This is a genomic window from Acinetobacter sp. ACNIH2, from assembly GCF_002934965.1.
Lineage (GTDB): Bacteria > Pseudomonadota > Gammaproteobacteria > Pseudomonadales > Moraxellaceae > Acinetobacter > Acinetobacter tandoii.
In genome coordinates this window covers 21,446-41,793 of sequence record NZ_CP026416.1, presented here as the reverse complement: position 1 = coordinate 41,793, position 20,348 = coordinate 21,446, and the positions used below count along the sequence as shown (strand labels likewise).

Here is a 20,348-nt window from a genome sequence, read left to right as displayed (position 1 = left end):
TTCTAAACAATTCCCCTTTAACATGCTTAGGCTATTTGATCCAGAGTTCATCTTTTTGCATCATTTTTAACATTAAATTAAATATAACCAGCGGAGTAACATTTTTTTTGTTAGAGCCGACAACTCTTTGAAAACTAAATTTAACGGTTCGCTCAGGAGCATCCAAATTAACTGGGTAGTTTTGTTTTTCTAAATACAGATGATCTCCTAACATTGGCTCTATACCATTAATAAAATTAACAATTTGTTGCTCATCACCTTTCATTCGGCATTGAAAATGTAGAAAATTCTTACGCAGTTTTCCAAATAATAATAATATTTTAAGCGCCTTAACCATGTTCTTTTCTTTCAGTGCATCTTGCTGCCTATCATCTTTATAATGAAAATCAAGGAGAGGAATTATTTCATCTGGACGAGTCAGTTTTTTAGCCTTTTCGTAAAGTTCATCAAACCAACTCTCTTCTAAATTCTTACTATAAACATAATTCGTTTTTAAATTAAATTTTTGGCGATCCATCCATTTAGTGCTCATCCATTGACATCGTTGCATCCATTCTTGAGCTTGGGTATCTTCGCTTAAACGACCTTCTCTAAAACTTATCAAACGTTGAAAAGGTGTCAGAGTACTCTTCTCTATACTAAACTTCTTTTCTTGTCGGCCAGCCATCGTAACTGGCTGTGTTTGCTGATAAGAATTAAACCATTTCTGCTGCTGAGTATAACGATTTAGGTTTATGTAGTCTGTACTTGACTTCACTGGACTAAAACACTGTTCTAATACTTTTTTTGAAATGATACACGGCGAATTATAAATTCGATCGACTGCTAATAAATCCAAAACATGAAGGTAATTTGAAGCCGTTTGCTCAATACTGCTATGCCCCATCCAAGAGGCGAGCACCTGCCATTTATGTTGAATAATCTCTTCTTGAGCACGTGCTTTCATACCAAACAATAAATCTCTCATCTTTTTTGCTTTTACCCAAGGACAATCTGTGTAGGTCTTGATCATTTCTTTTGAACCGAGCAAAGTTATTGCTAGATAGTTAGCAGCACTGTGGCGTAATGTATGAAAACTAAAGCCATGATGCATACCTAATATTTGACTAAACAAATCTACTGTAATTTTGCTGATACATTGATCAGTTAATACACGATGATTCACACTAAAAAGTAGATCATCCTGCTGATTAACCAAATATTGCTCATAACGATGTTGTATGTAACGTTGTACTACTAAAAACTCATGTTCTGACAATGCAATTTTCAATGGTATTTGACGATTCGCACTTCGCGTTTTCAGACGGCGATATGAATTGTCTTGGATATGAAGCGTGATATTATTAAAAACTGTATTTTCTTTTTCTTTATAAAGTAGCTCTGGGCAAATAATATCTTGTATTTTAAGACAACGAACTTCATTTAATCGAAGTCCAGTTCTATAACTTAGTAAATACATCAGCTTTAAACAACTCAGATGATCGACCCACTCTGATGCCGTTGGCTCTTGACTTAAATTTTCTAGTTTTTCCAATAATTTGCCAAATAGCAAAGGACTCACTAGCCGTGCATTGCAAATTTGTAAATGCTTAAAACTTGAATTCTGTAACACCAATACCCCTGGAGCATCATAATTCTCTATACAGAATTGATGAAAATCTTTTAGGCGACCAAAACGGTATTCTGCGCTTTGGTGCATCTTACGAGAGGTTTTTCCTTTCACCGAATCTCGTTGAACTGCTTTTTCATCACGTTCACTGCTGTATTTCAATAGCTGCCGATATAAATCCTCATAGTCATCTATGGATTGTTGCTTTAAATCTAATTTATTGAGCCAAATCTCAAATATAAATTCTTTGCCAAACGATCCTAAGTAGCTTTCAATAGTTGATAATTGAAGCCCTCGTTTTTTTAAATGCATTAACCAGTGAATTAAGCGTAGTTGAGCATCAATTAAAGACTTTTCCTCCGTATTAGCATCAACTATCTTCTCCTCTAACACCCTTCTAGTTTCTTGCCAAAAACGTAGCGTGCGTTCTTCTTTATTCCTCTTTTTATCTAAACGCTCAACTTTTTGACCTTTACGTTTCTTTTGACCAAACAACATCAACTCATACGGAATCGTTTGTAATTTGCTTTGAACAGTCGGAACTTCAGGAAGTAACTGCTCTTGTTCAAAATGAATAGGGCGATTATCTGGTTCTGTGACTTGATTGTAATCATTATTCCACAGCAATCTAAATTCGGATGGCCTTAAAGCAACAGTATTAATCTCTTGCTGAAGCACATTACTCAAAAATATATCTATGCTGAGGTTTGGATTAAATTCGAGTACCATTTGCACATCATTAAATGCACGAAATCCACGGCGTTTAATTTGATATTGCAGATCCCCAAGACTTTTTTTCCTGCCTATCTTACTCAAGCTTTCTAAAATACAATCTTCAACTGAATGTTGCAGACAAAATTCTTTCTGAGTAGCTTTCAACTTTTTTAAATATTGCAAAATGAACTGCGCATATGGGTTAAAAAAAACATGTTTCCATTGGTACAACTTTCCCTGTTCTACATCGTTGCCATATTGAGAGTTTTCAACACGATAATGTAGTAACAATGGATTAGTGATTTTTTTGTAGTCCGAATGGTATAACCGAAAACAATTCAGATCTGTACCAAGCTCAATGGCCTCCTGCAATTGCTTCTGAATAGCAATCAAATGCTGTTCATCTGCACAGCCTGAAATATATATAAAACTTAAGCATAAATTTCCCCATAAGTACTTTGGTTCATTCCAATATTCAAATGAATCTTGCCAATACTGCCTTAATTCCTTAAGTACATGGATATGTAGATGCCCCTGTTCTAACCGTGACTCTGTACTCTCAATTTTTCTAGGCAGTACGATCCGTTTAGTATGTGGATTTAGCTTAATTCTGTATGATTTTTTATCTACATTCTGGTTGAATTGCTTCCTTCTTTTATTAAATTCATCTTCAGTAAATTGCATCAGTTTTGATTGTTCGTCTCGGCTCAACTTTTGACTCAAACAATCAACACTATCTTTAATGTCATGCCATTTTTCAGCGATCTGCTGATCAAGTTTTTGCTGCATTTCTTTCGTCAATACTTCAGGTGGAGAAGGCTGTCTATCTAGCGACTTTTTCACCATTTTATGAATATCAACAAATAGATCATCTAGTTGTGGTTTTATTAGTTCTTTGATTTTTTGCATACAACTATTTTCGCTCTAAGTGTTTAATCGATAAAGATTTGACATTATCTTGCAATTGCTGGCGGGCTTGCTGTACATAGACATTCGGGATAAGTGAAGAATGCGGATGAAAAGCCTCTCGGTCACGTTGGTCATGACCATACAGGGCCTGAATTAAGTGAAAAGCTAATGCTGGTTTACCCTCTTGCTGCTCATGCATCAAAAAGTTCATGTCAAAATGACGTAACCAATTCGAATACATATTCTTTGGAAAGACTCCTTGCATATATGAATTCACCCATTTTCTCGATAAAGGGATTAACTTAATTTTCCTGCTCTGCCATTCTTTGACAGTTATCGGCAAGATATCTTTACTAAAAATGACCTTACCAAAAAGATCATTTACAGTTATCTTCTTCTTTGCAAAGACTTGTCTAAAAAATGAACCGTACGCTTCAATAATTTGTTCTAAAAAGGCAGTGTAATTTTGCAGTGTTTTTATGAAAAAATCAGATAAAGGGATAAAACGACCATCTTTTCTTGCTTTACTATTTTTTTTATCATTCACATATAAAAGCTTGAGCTCAACACAATAATCATCCAAATTCCCCAACAGGTTTTTTTTAGGCCGACTTGCCAAACTCAACAAACTGATATGCCACATCCAACACGCATATGCATTAAGTTGATTAATAATGTGCTTATCTTCTTGGATGTTTTCGTGACAATGTCTATGTAAAATATGGAATTGCTCTTTCACAAAATTGGGTTCAAGTGCCAGTTGGCTCCCTATCCTTCCTATAGATAATGCAGATTGCACTTTGAATTGTTGTTGCAATATTTTTAGTTCAGCCGTGTCTTCAGTAAAATGTGTGGAATGTGGTGTAAGTGCTTTTTCTAAAAAGGCTAGATATGTGCTACTGAGTTGAGTTTTCGGTAGCCCGCCATAATAGATACCAGGCATGTGATGCTGACTATCCCGCCCAGCAATTACATGAGCAAGATATTCATTATATGTTTCATAATATATATGAAAATATAATTGAGCCTGCAGTTTTTCTACAGTGATCGAACCTACAAACCGATTATCAAGCCAATTCTTAAGTTTCGTATTAATGTGTGTTGATGAAATTAGTGGATTCGATGCTTGTTCTATATAGTCAAACCAAGCAGAAGGTAAATGTAGTTGATGTGTCATCACTTCATTCCACCGCACATGATTTAAGCTCTTAATCTTCTGCTCTGTAATTTTAAGATTTAATTTGAGTAAATATTCGCGACGTCTACTTGAACCATTCTGGATCAAAATTCCATCTTGAATAAGCTCGTTAAAATCCATCAGTGCGACGGGTGATAATCCCGTCAAAAGTGACAATAAACATGCTGCAGCGATTGCAGCATCCCTCCAGTGCCCGGATAACTCGGTTCTCAACACATAAACAATTTGCTTCAGTATATCTGGCGCCAAATAATGTGGATTTGTAACAAAAGGAGCATGACGGCGCTGGCGATGCCGCATTAGATGCGTCGCATTATCGCTGAGTATATAATTTAAATTTTTAGACTTTTCATCTTCTGAATAAAACTCCATTTCAGGATCTAATAGATCAACTTCACCCTCTTCATCTTTGTGAAGAGCGGCATCATAAATACTGATCTTTGCGTTATGTCCAATATCTACTTGCTTACCCGTTTTAATTTCACGAAATTTTTTGAGTTCATTTTTCGTCGGCCATTGCAAAACTTTACTTTTTTTTGACTTACGCTGACGATGAACAACACGACGATCATCAAGTCTTTTAAAAATTATTAATAGAGCCGATAAATACTCTATGGCTTGTACTTGTTTGAAATCTTTAATATTAAAAAGTTGATTACGATCCTCCTTTTTCAAGTTACGTTCGTACATGACATAGCGATTTAGTAGCTCACTGCATTCTTGAAATAATTCAGCATGATTAGAATCCAGAACATATCGTGATACATAGCGAAAGAGATCACAAACATGTTTTTGCTTATTCTCAGCTTTATCAATTTTTGCAAATTCTTGATACTGCCGATATGTTAAAAAACTCGCTTGTAGAATCAAATAACGTTCAGACGACAGCTCTTGAGTATTACTAGTAGTCGGGCATGCAAAATAACTTAAAGAAGCTAGATAATAATATTTACCTAATTGTCTAGAACTAGATATATAGCCATATATCTGTTGTGCTTCCTTATATAGAGCATGGGCTTTTTCACGTAAATCATCTGATAGATCGACAAATTGTGTATTCACAACATGATTGCGTAATAAACAATAATCTTTTTGGAATTTTTCTGCTAAATCTAAGAATTGCTCTTCTGTTTCAATCTTTGGCATATTCGCTTTCGCTTAATTTTTTATCAAATTGCATTGGTTAAATTCATTACGATCTGAACAATTTGGTAAAAGTTGATCTTTTATTGAACTCTTTGTCAGCTTAAAAAATCTAGCAAAAAATTTAGCATCCAGCTCTTTCTGAGCTTTTCTCTCAAAGCACAAGTGTTGCTGTGATTTTTCGATAAAATCATCAAGATTATGTATCAACTGTAAGATTGCAACATAATTAGAATGTACACGTAAGCATGGCTCCGTTTGCATTAATAGCAATATTTTTTGCCAAATTTTCACATAGATTATTTTGAACTTTGCTTGTACTACTACTTTCTGGCTCTGTTTAATCTTTTTGATTTTCAGTAGTTCTGAGTTAATTTTTACTATCTTAAATTGAACATTTTGTCGCTCAAAGCAAAAGGGCATGATAAATTGCCCCATAAATATCTCTATATTTTTTACTAAATAGTCAAATTTTAACATTTTTATCGATATAAAAAATGAGCATATCTTTGTATATTAAAATTCATTTAATTTATCAACTAAATTTTCTCAAAATTACAATTATCAACAAATACATATGGTTTACTTATCATGGGTGGTCTAAATTTTAAAAATTCTTCCACTTTTTTTTAGTTTTCTGTTATTCTGCTGATCTAAAGCGGATTCAAACACATAATAGAGCTGTCGATTGTCAGGATGTTTTCGTAACTGCGGAGATACAAAATCATCGATACAGATCCCGGCAGCTTCATCAATACGCAAGCCCAGTCTAAATGCCAATGTATAGACCCATTCTAAACAGGTTGCATCCTGCTCAGTCAGACCCAAAGCTTCTGGGTATTCTCTAAGAATCCGTATCATCAATTGAAACATCTGCGGACTAATGAGTCTGGTTTTTAAAAATAAACCGTCACTTTGACGTTCATATAAATATTGCACAATCGGTGCACGATGATTCTTGACTAAGTATTGGTGAAAGGCTTTCAGCCGATCAAAGGCATAACCCGAGGTATTGTATTTTTTATTGTTGTTGGTTTGTGCGGTCGTTTTATGATTTTTCTGATCATTCAGCAGTTTTTCTTCAACAATCGTGCGATACATTTCCTCAAACTGCTCTTCAGTGGCTGTATCTAGATTGATCTGCTGTTCTAGAACATAACAAAGTAGGTCAAGCACAAAACTACTATAGTAACGCTTGATTGTTGAGACTTTAATCGCTGCTTTCCCATGATAAGCAAATTCGTTTTCTAACCACTGACACACGCGTAAATGTGCAATAGCCACTACATAATCTAGGTACTCGCCATTTCCAGCCTCATACGCAGATTTATAGTCCTCAGATTTTTGGATGCTTTTTTGGAGTTGATCCGCAAGCTGTTTGGGTTTGATATCCTGATGAAAAGATAAAAGCCAGGATTTCAGCTCATGACGTTGACCGGTTCGTCGATCATGAAATGTTTTGACTGTAACTGTAGGCATATCCAAGTCTAAGACTTGAGGCTTTTTTTCAAGATTTTTGATTCTAGCTTGAATAGTTTTCCAGCAATCGGGTTGATCATAGAGCTGTGTATACTGCTCATAGATTAAAGGCGAAGTGATGATCTGATTGTTCAGTACACTGGTACTTAACACATCCAGATTAGGAATCTCTTGCCACAAGACATAATCTATATGCTTAAAAATGACAAAACCGGTCTTTTCCAAGCCTTTTAAAAATAGCTTCACGTGATTAAGCTGTGTAAATGGCTGCTGATCCTCACGTGCTTTTCTAGAGTCCCCCTCCTCCGCCATATTCAGTACAATGTTTAAATGGATTTTAAGTTTTTCTAGCAGTAAGGCTTCAGGCTGATTCCCCGTTTCAATTTCACTCTGTTCTTTTTCCCAGCACAGCAATGGCGAAGTGCTTTGTAATTGATGCCCTTGCGATCTATTGATTAGCTCCTGAATCCGTCGATAACATAGCATCGCAAAGGCATTGAAATAAATATTTTGGGTTTGCCATAACTCCGCCTCTTCTTCGCCATCCTGACGATAGATGTTGCCATACTTTGTCGAGGGCAACGTGTATGAAAAGACATAAGCTTTTTGAACCTTTTCGTCACCTGAATAGATCGGAAGCAAGCCACTATCCAGGTTCATATGAAAAATCGCATCATGAATGGCTATCAGTCGTTCAGGTTGCATGCATCCCTGATCAAAAATTAATGAAATACACAGACATTCAAACAAGGTATTCACTAATTTTTGTTGCTCTTTAGCCGTAGAGTCTAAGAGGATACCTTGAGTTTGTTGTTTGAGATAATCCGCCCAATTCACATACAGTTTTTCTTTTACCTCGACGAGCATAGTACCCTGTTGTAACTTTCGTCCTGAAAAAACGTTGTCTAGACGTTTAGGTGTGTAGACGGTCCAATCGGGCAACTTAATCTCATAGCTCTCGGCATAGGAAGGGTATTCCTTTTGCCACTGCTGGTTTTTCTCCTTACAAATCCGTTTCACTTGTTTAAAACAGAATTGGAGGTAATCTGCAGCATTGTCCTTAAATTTGGATATTTGGCAGAGCTGCTCTAAAACTGCTCTATGGATATTGAACTTGTCCAGAATTTGCTGATCAAGCCACTTAAAATCAATTTGAGCAAGGTCAGAATTTACATCTGTGTATGTAGCAGTGATCAGCTGAGAAATTTCCTTAAAAATGTCGGCGACTTCTCTTTTAATGGCATTTTCTAATTGCGTAACGAGTGATGTATCAAGCACAAGATGATCCTTTAAAGCACTTCAAGCTTTGCGATTTCTAGTTTGTTGAGCAAGCTTTTAACTTGCTGCTGAATGTCGTGTTTGTAGAGATAAGGGCTTAATCCAGAAATGTGACTGAATCCCATGCTTTGCTTATCATGGGTATATAGCGTATTGTGAATGTCACCACTCAAGGCGAGATGATTTTTAGTGAAATGCCTTGGCCAGTTTTTATAAATCTGCACGGTCTCTTTAAGGTAATTCGTGACAAAATCAGCAGACATGGGCTGTAACTCCAAATGCTCCACGACTTCCGCAAGATTCACCTGCCCTTTTTGGGACTTGATCCGAGGATGTGAGATGACATAGAGCATAAAACCATCGTTTTCCAATTTCACTTTAAAACTAGTTATCCCAAGTGTCTCGATGGTTTGCGTCAGATATTTTCGATATGCATTGAAATGATCCTGCCACATGCCTGTAACAGGAACAGGACGTCCTACTTTTCGTGAATCAGTTTTTTTATCATGAACGTAGAGCAGTTGTGCCTTAGGATCGTAATGTTTGAGTAACCCCGGCATGCCAACTATTGGACGTACCGTCAGGCAGATTAAAGAAAGATGCCACATCCAAATGCTGTAAGCATTCAGCTTCTCGATCAGATTCGCTTGAGTATTGGCTAATGTGTTTTTGACAAAATGATAAAGCTGATTAAAAAATTCACTCGCGGCCTCTACAGTCCAGCATCGCTGACTACCAATACGTTCCTCACGATGAAAAATATGGCCAGGGTGTTCATTCTCAATCCATGGATCACCTTTTCTACGGTCTAATAGAACATTAATATAGCCTTGAAAATGCTGGTCGATTTGATCGATCTGACGCCCTTCATAGTTCCATTGCACGATATGATGAGTATCTCGATTAGCCAACAAGTGTGCGACTAGGTTATCACCAGTCTCCATATCCAGATGGAGATAGATTTGTCGCTCTAACATCCCGCAGATGATTTCACCAATCTGATGCTCTTTAAAGACTTCCCGCAAAAAATTATTGTACTCAATCACACAAAATTCAGGTTCCTCTAAAGCCTCTAAACTTGTGATCCAGGGTGCTGGTATGCGCCATTCCAGGGTTAAGGCCCGATTATAACGCTGTGCTTTATCTTGCATGGCACCGGAATGATTGGCATTCAACTTAGGATCGATCACCCAATAATAATGGATGACTTTTTTGACTGATTTTTTTTTAATTCTACCAATACCAATCAAATACTTGATCTTTTGAAAGACCGTTGGACTCAGACCGGTCAAGAGACACATCAGACCACACACAGCTAGAGCCGATTGATATGCATCATTTCTCGTATTTTCTTGATAACACTCGTGCAATCGCTGATATACCTCAGTTATTAAACTGGGTTTCAGATAAAGCGGATTAGTTTTACAGGCTAAGTCACGTCGCTGAATTCGCTTAGCTTGCTTTTCAAGCTGTTTCTGTTTGTCATCAGAGAAACTCCCCTTCACCCGCTTGGCGATCTCATCCTGTTCAGGATCGACAACATTGGCCTCTGTATCCTGTTCCTTATCATCATTCTCCACATCAAACGAAGATATGCCAGAATGAGGTGTGCGGGTCATGCGCTTTTGAATGTTGTCGATTAAAGCCTGAACATTGATTGACGATGAATTTAACCTACTATTGATGAGTTCATTACAGACAATAATGAATTGTTGAATATGGCGGCCGAGATTAAGCTGTTCAAAATCGTTTTTTATTATTTTGCGCTCTAAAAGAGTTTTTAACTCATTGGCATTAAATTCATCCATCCCCTGGAGTTTTTGCGTGATGTCTGCATACAGTTGTTTATTTTCCTCAGCGTGAGAAAACTGCTTTTGCAACAACAGTTTTAAATCATAAGATACTGTATTGATTTTATTGTTCTTTTCACACTTATGTAAAATAACTCGTCTTTCTTTCTCTTCAGCCTGAGGCTCTAACAAGATGATTCCCTTCAGCATTTCGCACAAGACTGCAGTCAAAAGATATGAATAGATGAATGCTGCTTTTTGTTGGTCGCTTAGTTCTCCTATAGATGCACTTTTAGCCCATTGCGTTAAGCCTGCCAATAATTTCTTTTGTGTCACCATCCGATTGTCTTTAATCACCACATGGATATCGTGAGCAGCAACATACAATTCCAGTGCCTGCTGATCTTGCGCCAAGAGCTGATTCAAAATTTGTTTTTTTACACTTAGGGGTTGATTGACCCATTCTTCCAATAGTTTAATTTGCTTGTCAGCTGACAATTCATCAGTTTGGCTCATAAAGCTACCATAATTTTTCAGGGTAAAAATTGATATTCAGGTTTCGTTCGAACTTGAGCTTCAAGTCTTTATCCAGGCTAAAGTATTTTTTATAAGTGCTTGCACTCAATTGAACACAACGCTGCTGATTTGTATCCGTCTTCATATGCCGTGATAACTGCAGACTTAAAGCTACGGACAATTGAGTAAAAAAACATGTAAATAGAACAGCATGTACCTCTTTATGTTTGTGCTTTGGAACCTGTTCCAAATCTAAAGAAATTTTATGGATTAACCATTTTAGAATTTCAAATTCATCAACACCTTTATGGGATTTTTCACCCTTGTTAAGAATTCTTTTGATATAAGCATCCAGCTTGTTTTTAAGATTTAAGATAAAATGTCGAATAAAATCTGGTAAATCTAATATCAAAACTGCACTTAACTTGGTCAGGACTTCAAGTGATTTTTTTTGCATTTCCAATTTTTTTCTATCGTAACCATCTCAGCTGATACTGGCTGTACAAACTCAATACTGTTGAAATGGCTAATTTCTAAATTTACAACTTAGGCTCAACAGGATCTGTTAAGCCTAAAAACTAATGTGGTTCCGTTAATTAGACCACTCAATTCAGTTTTATAAGTGATAAATCCGCTCTAAATATTTAAATTATGCTGCCATTACTTTTAGTAAATGTTGATCATAAAATTCATTCGGTGTTGCCTTATTCAAACTTGAATGAGGACGTATCATGTTATAAAAATCCAAATATTCAGCAATTGATTGTTTCGCTTGTTTAACCGTATCGTAAGCCTTCAAATAGACTTCCTCATGCTTCACGCTGCGCCATAAACGCTCAATCATCACATTATCCATCCATCGTCCTTTCCCATCCATACTGATACGGATATTTCGCAATTTTAACTCATTCAAAAATGCCTCGCTTGTGAATTGACTGCTTTGGTCTGTATTAAAGACTTCAGGACAACCATATTTCACAATTGCTTCTTGCAACGCATCTATGCAAAAGTCTGTTTCCATACTGATCGATTATAGGCGTGGTCTAAAATCCTAGACCCACATCAATTCAAGACAAAGTGATTCATACATGCGTGGCTGTATTAAATAAATTAGCTATATTAGACCGCCCTTACCCTCATTGTCACTTGAATTTGAGTACTTACAGTAAACTCTAACTTTAAATCTTTTGTTTACTAGAATCAGAACCATTGGAAAATAATGTTGATTCATTCCGCTTACCATTTGCTTACCAGAATGTAAAAACAAAAAAACCACTTACGATTAATGTACGTAAGTGGTCGTTTTATATAGTGGGACCACACAGACTTGAACTGTGGACCAACGGATTATGAGTCCATGAACCGTACCGGGTTTGTCGGAGAGTCAATATTCTGAGAGACTATCCCGATGACAAAATTAAAATATACCCCTGAAATCAGAGAAAGAGCGGTTCAATTATTGATTGAATCTGAAAAAGACTATCCATCTAATTGGGCTGCGATCACAGCTATTGCGCCTAAGATTGGTTGTACTCCTGAAACACTTCGTGCTTGGCATCAAAAGCATTTAGATGAGCAAAATCCTATCAAAGTACAACAGATCTCTGATCAAGAAAAAATGAAGCAAATGGAACGTGAAATTAAAGAATTAAAGCGTGCCAATGAAATTCTGCGTAAAGCAGCCGCTTTTTTCGCCCAGGCGGAGCTCGACCGCCCACACAAATAATGGTGGATTTCATCCATAACAATAAAGGCTTATATGGTGTTGATGCGATTTGTAGGATTTTACCGATCGCAGCTTCAACCTATTACCGAACTTTAGATCTCGCTGACAATCCAGAACATCGAGCGAAACGAGATCTACATGATTTGCATCATGCTGAACAAATTAAACGAATTTGGAAAGAAAGTTCAGGTCGATATGGTGTACGTAAAGTTTGGCAACAACTGAAACGTGAAGGTTATGTTATTGCACGCTGTACAGTGGTTCGCTTGATGAAGAAGCTAGGTATACAGGGTGTTTGGCGTGGGAAGAATAAATACACCACCCGTAGCCGAGATGATCAAAAAAGAGCGGATGATTTAGTGAAACGTAATTTTACTGCTGATTATCCAAACCCTTGCGAAGCGATGCTTCTCAGGTCGGTGACTTCACGTATATTCAAACTCATTCAGGCTGGGTCTATACCGCCTTTATTATTGATGTGTTCTCACGAGCGATTGTTGGATGGAAAGTATCAACACGTATGAATACAGACATGGTGCTCGATGCACTAGAGCAAGCATTGCATGACCGAGGTATGCCTAAGAATGTGATTCATCATTCAGATAGAGGTGTTCAATATCTTTCAATTCGCTATACCAATCGTTTAGAAGCAGCAAATTTACGAGCATCAGTCGGTACGACCGGTGATTCATACGATAACGCTTTGGCTGAAACAGTGAATGGGTTATACAAAACAGAGGTGATTGAATATTTAAAAGCAGACTGGCAAGGTTTAGCGGATGTACAACTTGCGACATTAAATTGGGTAGATTGGTTCAACAAAAAGCGTGTACACAGCGCATTGGGTTATGTATCGCCTTTTGAGTTTGAAGCAATGTACTATGATAAGATTAACCCGTTAGGTCACGTGGCCTAACTTAAATAAAAATGTCTCCGACAAACCCGGTACGGGTCACCATTAACTATCAAGTTTAATCAGATTGTGGACAAAGCGAGTAAGCATCTGTATAGACAATCTAAATAGAAATTTAATCCTTAAGCAGCCTTGAATCCCTTTATCAGAATAAGTGTGATTGCGTCAGAGCAAGCCTATTAGCTGTGCTTATAGGATCTTAGGATCAATTTTTTGCTTGATTAGTGCTTGAAAATACAAGGACGTAGATTTTAGGTGCAGGCTTCTTCATCTTTAAATTATATTATTGAGAAAGCTTTAAAAAAAAGCTTCGTCCAATTTTTTTTACATGCTTAAAAACAAGTATCTATAAATATTTTATGCAAATAAAAATGAAATTTTATTCTATTCTTAGATTAGCATTTGAAGTGCAACACCATGCTGTTACCATAATACCTGACTCGGACTTCTAAAGCCGAGTCTTTTTCTTGGACGATGATTGATACGATCAGTGATTTCTGAGATGTATTCATCTGTATACTGATTTAAGTTCCTTCCTTTTCTAATGTATTGTCTGACTAAGCCATTGGTATTTTCATTTTTGCCTTGCTCCAAGCACTATAAGGATCTGCGAAATACCAATCTATTTCTAATGCTTGAGCTGCATATTCATGCAGACTGAACTCCTTACCATTATTAGCGGTAATCGTTTTGAGCTGATCTTTAATCGGCTCAAGTAAACTGATTGTTGTTTGGCAAACTTCCTCTGCTTTGCGTGACCTACACTTCTTCAACTACAAATAACCTGTCTTGCGATCTACAATCGAGACCAATGATTGCTGATGATTCCTACCCACAATCGTATCTATCTCTAGATCACCAAAACGATGACGCTGTTCAATCTCAATCGGTCTATCATGAATGCTTTTACGATTAGCCAGCTGACCACGAGATGCAATCTGTTCAGGACTCCATTGGAGTTCAAGATAAAAGATGACAAGTGTCCATATTTCATGAGGGATTCTTTTGGGATTGGAGCAATGGCGTCTTAAAGCGAGTTGATTAGCATGTTTAGCGAAGTAACCATTTCTCGCTCGATTACGATTAATTTCTCTAGAAATAGTGGAAGGTGAACGATTCAGTCTCCAAGCAATGTAACGTTTAGAAAATCTTTCACGTAACAATGTAGAAATCTGATATCTTTCTTCTTGGGTAAGATGAGTATAGTCCATGATACAACTTTGACTTTGGTCGGTCGGAAGCAAAATGCTAGCTTATCTTGCTTCTTTACAATAATTTAATCTCTGTTGCACTTCATTTGAGAATCTAAGATTTATAAATTAATTCTTTAGAAAAATGGTGATTTAAATAGAATTCCTTCAACATATTAACTACTAGATCGCCATTTTTCATCTTAAATTTAATATTCAATCATTTCGATGATAAAATCCACTTTATCTAATTTCAATATTTATTTCAAAAAATACTCTTATCACCTTTAACCTACAGATCGTTTATGAATTAGATCAGCATGTTGTAAACTCAATCAGATATATGCTTTAAGTAGTTAAAGTTGAATAATATGAAGTTGAAATGAACGCTCAATATAACTGTTTTGCTAATTAAAGTTATAAGTGGTTTCTTGAACTAAGAATAGCCAATTAAAGTGTAGCAAGTTGCTACACTCCTAGATAATATCCTTTCCGAAAATTTCATTTAGACGATCCTTAATGTCTTCCACAAATTTACTATCAGTTTTCAATTTATTTTTCATTTTTCTCTTAAAGTCACTTAAGCTCATTCCTACTTCAGCAAAATCCATTTGAAATAATGAATCATTGATAACAACGTTTGCTTGAGAGTCTGTGAGGCAACCTACAGTCTTAAACCACTTTTCAAGCTGTAAATAATTAGCATCATCATTAAAAATATACCATGAACGTACAGTGGTATCGAATTTTGCACCTAGATCTTTTACCTCAGCATTATCTTCAAATGGAACATCTAAGTAGATCTTTAATTTTTCGGCCTTTTTATTTTCAATTACAGGCTTTTCAAAACCACGATGATGTAGTTTAAATTTTACGCCTACAATAGGGCGTCCTTTTTTAATTGTTTCATATTCTAACTGTAGATCGGTGTTTTCATTAATTTCAGCTACAATTTTATCTAATACATAACGTCGAAAATCGACCCAACGGTCATATTTAGTTTCATTTATATCAATTAGAGCTTTGAGATTCTCTAATAATAATGGAACTTCGTAGATTTCTTGAGTCTTAAATTTGAATTCGTTTTTTATGAAATAGGTATAAAGACTCATACTTGCAACTGAATCTAGAGCAAATAAATGTTTTAGTTGGTATGTAGTAAAATTACCACCAGCTAATTGAGTAAAGTAAGGTAATACTTCACTGGTAAATCTGATTTGAAGTGCATTCTTTGAATCATCTTCCCATCTTAACTCACGGATAATAGGGACAACCGAGTGAACTCTTTTAGTCTTTTTCTTTATATCATCTACAGGTTCTTCAATTACAAAGTGCGCCACACGGGATGAAAGTTCTTTGTAAATTCGATCAATGGCTACATTAATTGAATTTCGCTTACTTAATCCCAGTAATTCAGCTAAATCATCTTTATACAGATAGATGTATGTTTGTTCACTAATCTCTTTATCGATATGATTCTTCTCACCGTAATTGGCAACAGCCATCGCATATAAAAGTGCTTTATATTCATTCGCTGACAATTCAATAGGTCGTATCAAACGATTGCTAGTACTTACAACCCCATTGTGACGAATATTACCTATGCAGTACGGGATTGAATCCAGCTCTTCTTTGTTATGGCTTAGTTCTGACATAAAGTGTATTAACTATTTTAAGTGTGCTTAACTTGATTATGCATGTTATATAAAAAAGTGGAAAAAGATTCAACACTTTCACCTAAAAAAACCTAAGGTGGAATACTTGTCACCAAATTTAGGTAAAAATCCATTAAAGTGGAAATATATTTTTAAATTCCACCCCAAGATGACAAATACTCCACTTTTAGATGTTTTTGATTCTTTATAGAAATACGGATTGATGAATAAACACCCATAATGGATTTTAAATAATCAATTAACCTATTTCGATATGACAAGTTTTCCACCTTTAAAAACGCAGATCACTGAAAAAAAATATCGAGTTTAGTCATAAGAACAAAATATCTGCATTCTAGGGTGAGTGCGTGAAATTCTTTCCACTCTTAGATCAATGAATATATCAAAAAATGGTGTAGTAAAAAAAAGCCTTGCAACTTTATCCACAATATTATTTTTGTAAGTGATTTTTTTTCCACTCTTGCACTTGAATTCATTAAGTTATCAACATCATAAATAATTGTTTTATATATGTTTTAAATGATAATACATATATTTTATAATTAACAGTGAAAAACATTCCACCATAGTGACAAATACTCCACTTTTAAGTGACAAATACTCCACTTTACAGTGACATATATTCCACTTTTAAGTGATCATCTTTCCACTTATAGAAGACAACTCTTCCACTTTAAGATGACAAACCCTCCACCTTAAAGTTGATATGGTATTGTTTTTAAATGAAAAATATCAACTTAATTATTAATTAACTTAATTATTAATTACTATTAATTATTAAATAAGCTAGCTATATAAAACTTTAAATTTAAAATTGCTTTAGCGTTATACAAATGACTGTTTTAAATTTAAAAGGTGTAGTAACTTAGCCCAAAGTTATTTATATTAATAGTAATTTTAAATATAGAATGATTTGACAAGTATGTCTGCAAAAATTATTGCTGTTGCGAATCACAAGGGTGGTTGTGGTAAAACAACAACAGTTGTTCATTTAGCCTCTGAGCTAGCAAACTTAGGAAAAAAAGTGCTTGTGATTGATTTAGATCCTCAAGCAAATGCTAGCTTGCATATTGGTTTAAAACATCCAAGTGAAGTTGGAGTAACAACCGCTGAGTTATTAGTAGGTGATGTCTCATTACTTACTGACGCTTTAGAAGAAGATACTAATTTTGATAATGTTTCACTAATTTATGGTTCTCTCAATTTAGGAAAAACTGAGGACCAATTAAAAGAAGATGCGCCAAGACCATCAGAAGAACTCACTACAAAATTAGAACTATTAAAAGATCTTTATGATTTTATTTTAATTGACTGCCCTCCAAGTTTAAAACTATTGACGAGTAATGCTTTAGCATCTTCAACACATGTAATTATCCCGATTGAATCTGGCTCACAATATGGTCTATATGGTGTTACAGACTTACTTAATCATTTAGAAAAAATAAAGCGAATCAATCCGGAGCTACAATTATTAGGTGCACTACTTATTAAGCACGATGAGAGACAAAATGTTTGTAAACTCATTCGTGATGAAGCATTTAAGCAAGTGGGCTATATTATGGAAACGACTATTCCACAAAGTACAAAAGTAAATCAAGCCGCAATTATGCAGCAGTCTTTACTTAAGCTAGACAAAAGTGGAAAGGTTCGAAAGGCTTTTGAAAGTTTAGCTAAAGAAGTTTTAGCTAAAGTTAACTGATTGAGAATTTTATGGCAACTGCAAAAGAACTTTTAGCTCAAAAGCTGAAACAAAATACTCAAAAGCATCAATTAGCTCAAAAAGATAATATCAAGGAATTAAAGGAATTTAGACGAAATGTCCCCATTGAAGACATTTCACGGAGTCCTTATCAACCGCGTAGAAAATTTGATGAGCAGGAAATCAAAGAACTGGCTGAATCGATCGATGAAGTTGGTTTGTTGCAACCCATCACTGTTCGTAAACTTGAAAATTTAAAATTTGAACTAATTGCAGGTGAACGTCGATTACGTGCGCATGAAATTCTAAAAAAATCGACCATTGAAGCCATTATTATTGATGCAAATAATGAAGAAGCTTCACTACTTACACTAGCTGAAAATTTAAAACGCCAGGATTTAACAGACTTCGAAATCTATATTGGTCTAGTAGGTTTGGATGAAAATTTAAAGAAAAATAAACAACGTTTAGCGAAGTCTTTAGGCTTAAATCGCGAAGACATGTATAAATATTTATCTTTTGAAAAGTTGCCTAAAGCCATCTTGAATGATTTGGTAAATGAGCCCCAGTTATTAGGTCGAACTGCTGCAACAGCTTTTAAAAAATTTCTTGCAGATCACGACGAAATAAAACAACGTGCTGAAAAAGCCTTGTTAACTGTTTGGACAAAAGTAAAGAATGGCCAACTTGAGCAAACTAAGGCTGTTGCACAAGCTACGAAATATCTAGTTCAAGATAATAACGATTCTCCATCAACATCGCTTGTAAAAAAAATTGAATATGCTGGGAAAGTTGCTGGAAATATTAAATTTAATGATAAGTTATTAAAGGTTTCTTTAAAAATTTCTCATTTTGATGATGCTAGTTTAGAAAAATTAGAAAATCTATTGAAAGAGTTGGTAGAGAAAAATCAAGAAGTGTAGCAACTTGCTACACTTCTTTTCTTTAAAATATGTCTGATAGTATAATCTTGGGGATACCTAGTAATAAAATTAATCTTAATTAAAAACAATTTTTTTATAATATATATTTATAAGGCTCTAGACTAGCAGATTTATACTTAATTTTATCTAATGATGTTCCACAACTCAGTTGCTAACTCATTAGGTTCTCTCATCCAACGCCATTCAGACTCCTTCAGATGGTAGTCAAAATAATCTTTTGAGATACCATTGAACTTGGATAATCTTCGTTTACAGAAACTCCAAAATGATTCTATTCCATTTATGTGACATTGTCCTCTAGCAAACTCATTTGCTCCGTGATTTACCCTGAAATGCTTTGAATAACCAACATCAACTAGACCATTATAGCCTCGCCATCCATCACTATAAATGACACTTTCTAGTGCCACCTTACCTAAGATAACCTTTTGTAAAGTCTTCATTTTACAGTCAGGAACGATTTCAGTATAAACACGCCCATCCCGTTCAAATATTCCAAATACGGGTTGTTTTAAAGTGCCACGACCACGTTTTAACTTCCCATGAAAACCACGTTGTCGTTTAGCGCCAAAATAGCTTTCATCCACTTCAATAGAACCTACAAATTTAGTTCTTAAATCTGTTTGATGATCATAAATAGCTTCCCTAAAAAGCATGTACCAATAGTTGATCGTATTACGATTTAAATTGAGTAATAATGCAGTTTTAGAAGCGGGTATATCAATGCAAAAGCATTGAATGATTTTTTTAATCTTGTAGTGGCTTAATTTACTGTTTTTAATCATGATTACAGACCAACATAACTAGTCTGCTAGTCTAGAGCCTTTATAAAAGTTAGGTGCTGTTGACATTTGCTGTATAAAAAAATAGTGAGAAAGTAAAATTCAATCGACAAACCACATACCTACTTGTTATGCATTCCAACAATGCTGGCGCATAATCAATGGTCTAAGTCTTTAAATTAATATCAAATGATGCAAATCAAGAATAGGTTTCTATTGATGCCTCTCATATGCGAGTGCATCAACATAAGGCAGGAGTGAAAGACCAAGCTATTTCTAATAACGTTGGTGGAAATAGTTCTATAATCTATTTAGTTGTGGATGCGGATGGAAATCCTATTGAATCTATTTTTAATGATAGCAAGACCCATGATGTGAAAGTGCATCTTATTTGTTTGATATTTGGATTTAAAGGAAAAGAAATATTGTGTGCAGATAGGAGTTATAATTCAGAATTATTTAGAGAAAAATTGAGAAAACCGAAACCAAAGTAAATATACTAAAAAAATGTAAGTCTAAATCTAGTAATCAACATATGGATTGGTGTTTATATAAAATCAGGTATTCAATGGAAAATGCATTAACAAGATTAAAAAATATTTACGATGAACTGCCAATCGGTATGACAGGCTAATGCGGAACTATGAAAACTCCGTTGCTTTAGCCTGTATCTTTATCTGGTTACCATTATGAAATGTCAACAAAATCTAAATTATTTTTGGATTTGTTAGAAATAGATTGATCTGGAGTTGGTCACTAAAATCATTCTAAAATTAAAAAAT

General features: G+C 35.2%; 13 protein-coding genes, 1 tRNA gene, 2 pseudogenes and 1 other annotated feature. Of the genes and pseudogenes, 4 read left to right on the top strand and 12 right to left on the bottom strand.

The genetic code is table 11. From position 1 onward, the window contains the following. Positions 1–31: 31 nt before the first annotated feature. The 8 genes and pseudogenes from C3F34_RS19155 to C3F34_RS20360 all read right to left on the bottom strand — a co-directional run bounded on the left by C3F34_RS19155 (position 32) and on the right by C3F34_RS20360 (position 12,043). Positions 32–3,232 (bottom strand): site-specific integrase, encoded by a 3,201-nt coding sequence (locus C3F34_RS19155; protein ID WP_005245166.1) that lies wholly within the window; start codon positions 3,230–3,232, stop codon positions 32–34. A 4-nt stretch (positions 3,233–3,236) separates the two neighbouring features. Next, entirely contained in the window at positions 3,237–5,576 is a 2,340-nt protein-coding gene (locus tag C3F34_RS19150; protein ID WP_002058482.1) for a hypothetical protein, read from the bottom strand. A 12-nt stretch (positions 5,577–5,588) separates the two neighbouring features. Further along, positions 5,589–6,053: a hypothetical protein gene (locus C3F34_RS19145; protein WP_000911011.1), complete on the bottom strand. Its 465-nt coding sequence runs from the start codon at positions 6,051–6,053 to the stop codon at positions 5,589–5,591. Positions 6,054–6,173: 120 nt separating this feature from the next. Continuing rightward, the gene (locus C3F34_RS19140; protein ID WP_228155378.1) at positions 6,174–8,330 is read right to left on the bottom strand and encodes a hypothetical protein; all 2,157 of its coding nucleotides are present in this window, start codon (positions 8,328–8,330) and stop codon (positions 6,174–6,176) included. Positions 8,331–8,341: 11 nt separating this feature from the next. Next, complete coding sequence (locus tag C3F34_RS19135; RefSeq protein ID WP_104442432.1) at positions 8,342–10,636, bottom strand: hypothetical protein; 2,295 nt, start codon at positions 10,634–10,636, stop codon at positions 8,342–8,344. A gap of 4 nt (positions 10,637–10,640) precedes the next feature. Further along, on the bottom strand, positions 10,641–11,093 hold the full coding sequence (locus tag C3F34_RS19130; protein ID WP_104442431.1) for a transporter: 453 nt from the start codon (positions 11,091–11,093) through the stop codon (positions 10,641–10,643). A gap of 192 nt (positions 11,094–11,285) precedes the next feature. Next, a pseudogene (locus C3F34_RS19125) lies at positions 11,286–11,666 on the bottom strand (transposase); the annotation flags it as partial. A 282-nt stretch (positions 11,667–11,948) separates the two neighbouring features. Next, positions 11,949–12,043: transfer RNA gene (locus tag C3F34_RS20360), tRNA-Ile, on the bottom strand. Position 12,044: 1 nt separating this feature from the next. On the opposite strand from C3F34_RS20360, the pseudogene C3F34_RS19120 reads away from it, so the two are divergent. Further along, positions 12,045–13,278, top strand: a pseudogene (locus C3F34_RS19120) (IS3 family transposase). Continuing rightward, positions 12,320–12,436 (top strand) — a sequence feature (AL1L pseudoknot). Its footprint overlaps the pseudogene before it by 117 nt. Before the next feature lie 554 nt (positions 13,279–13,832). Here C3F34_RS19120 and C3F34_RS19115 read toward each other — a convergent pair. The 3 genes from C3F34_RS19115 to C3F34_RS19105 form a co-directional block, all read right to left on the bottom strand. Further along, positions 13,833–14,048 (bottom strand): hypothetical protein, encoded by a 216-nt coding sequence (locus tag C3F34_RS19115; RefSeq protein ID WP_104442430.1) that lies wholly within the window; start codon positions 14,046–14,048, stop codon positions 13,833–13,835. Beyond that, positions 14,049–14,486, bottom strand: coding sequence for a helix-turn-helix domain-containing protein (locus C3F34_RS19110; RefSeq protein ID WP_104442429.1), 438 nt, complete (start codon positions 14,484–14,486; stop codon positions 14,049–14,051). 455 nt (positions 14,487–14,941) lie between these two features. Next, positions 14,942–16,120 (bottom strand): replication initiation protein, encoded by a 1,179-nt coding sequence (locus C3F34_RS19105; RefSeq protein WP_104442428.1) that lies wholly within the window; start codon positions 16,118–16,120, stop codon positions 14,942–14,944. Positions 16,121–17,063: 943 nt separating this feature from the next. Here C3F34_RS19105 and C3F34_RS19100 point away from each other — a divergent pair. Together C3F34_RS19100 and C3F34_RS19095 are read left to right on the top strand one after the other, a co-directional pair. Further along, positions 17,064–17,840, top strand: a complete 777-nt coding sequence (locus tag C3F34_RS19100) for a ParA family protein (RefSeq protein ID WP_078194342.1) — start codon at positions 17,064–17,066, stop codon at positions 17,838–17,840. Positions 17,841–17,851: 11 nt separating this feature from the next. Further along, positions 17,852–18,763 (top strand): ParB/RepB/Spo0J family partition protein, encoded by a 912-nt coding sequence (locus C3F34_RS19095; RefSeq protein WP_104442427.1) that lies wholly within the window; start codon positions 17,852–17,854, stop codon positions 18,761–18,763. Between the two features lie 143 nt (positions 18,764–18,906). On the opposite strand, the gene C3F34_RS19090 is transcribed toward C3F34_RS19095, so the two are convergent. Then, positions 18,907–19,569, bottom strand: a complete 663-nt coding sequence (locus tag C3F34_RS19090) for an IS1595 family transposase (RefSeq protein WP_104440784.1) — start codon at positions 19,567–19,569, stop codon at positions 18,907–18,909. A 227-nt stretch (positions 19,570–19,796) separates the two neighbouring features. On the opposite strand from C3F34_RS19090, the gene C3F34_RS20435 reads away from it, so the two are divergent. Continuing rightward, positions 19,797–20,060, top strand: a complete 264-nt coding sequence (locus C3F34_RS20435) for a hypothetical protein (protein ID WP_171285020.1) — start codon at positions 19,797–19,799, stop codon at positions 20,058–20,060. Positions 20,061–20,348 lie beyond the last annotated feature (288 nt).

What these genes read in the sequence shown, in the direction of transcription:
- C3F34_RS19155 (WP_005245166.1), bottom strand. Translation starts at nt 3,232, where the DNA reads ATGCAAAAAATCAAAGAACTAATAAAACCACAACTAGATGATCTATTT.
- C3F34_RS19150 (WP_002058482.1), bottom strand. Translation starts at nt 5,576, where the DNA reads ATGCCAAAGATTGAAACAGAAGAGCAATTCTTAGATTTAGCAGAAAAA.
- C3F34_RS19105 (WP_104442428.1), bottom strand. Translation starts at nt 16,120, where the DNA reads ATGTCAGAACTAAGCCATAACAAAGAAGAGCTGGATTCAATCCCGTAC.
- C3F34_RS20435 (WP_171285020.1), top strand. Translation starts at nt 19,797, where the DNA reads ATGCGAGTGCATCAACATAAGGCAGGAGTGAAAGACCAAGCTATTTCT.
- C3F34_RS19095 (WP_104442427.1), top strand. Translation starts at nt 17,852, where the DNA reads ATGGCAACTGCAAAAGAACTTTTAGCTCAAAAGCTGAAACAAAATACT.
- C3F34_RS19110 (WP_104442429.1), bottom strand. Translation starts at nt 14,486, where the DNA reads ATGGACTATACTCATCTTACCCAAGAAGAAAGATATCAGATTTCTACA.
- C3F34_RS19145 (WP_000911011.1), bottom strand. Translation starts at nt 6,053, where the DNA reads ATGTTAAAATTTGACTATTTAGTAAAAAATATAGAGATATTTATGGGG.
- C3F34_RS19090 (WP_104440784.1), bottom strand. Translation starts at nt 19,569, where the DNA reads ATGATTAAAAACAGTAAATTAAGCCACTACAAGATTAAAAAAATCATT.
- C3F34_RS19130 (WP_104442431.1), bottom strand. Translation starts at nt 11,093, where the DNA reads ATGCAAAAAAAATCACTTGAAGTCCTGACCAAGTTAAGTGCAGTTTTG.
- C3F34_RS19135 (WP_104442432.1), bottom strand. Translation starts at nt 10,636, where the DNA reads ATGAGCCAAACTGATGAATTGTCAGCTGACAAGCAAATTAAACTATTG.
- C3F34_RS19100 (WP_078194342.1), top strand. Translation starts at nt 17,064, where the DNA reads ATGTCTGCAAAAATTATTGCTGTTGCGAATCACAAGGGTGGTTGTGGT.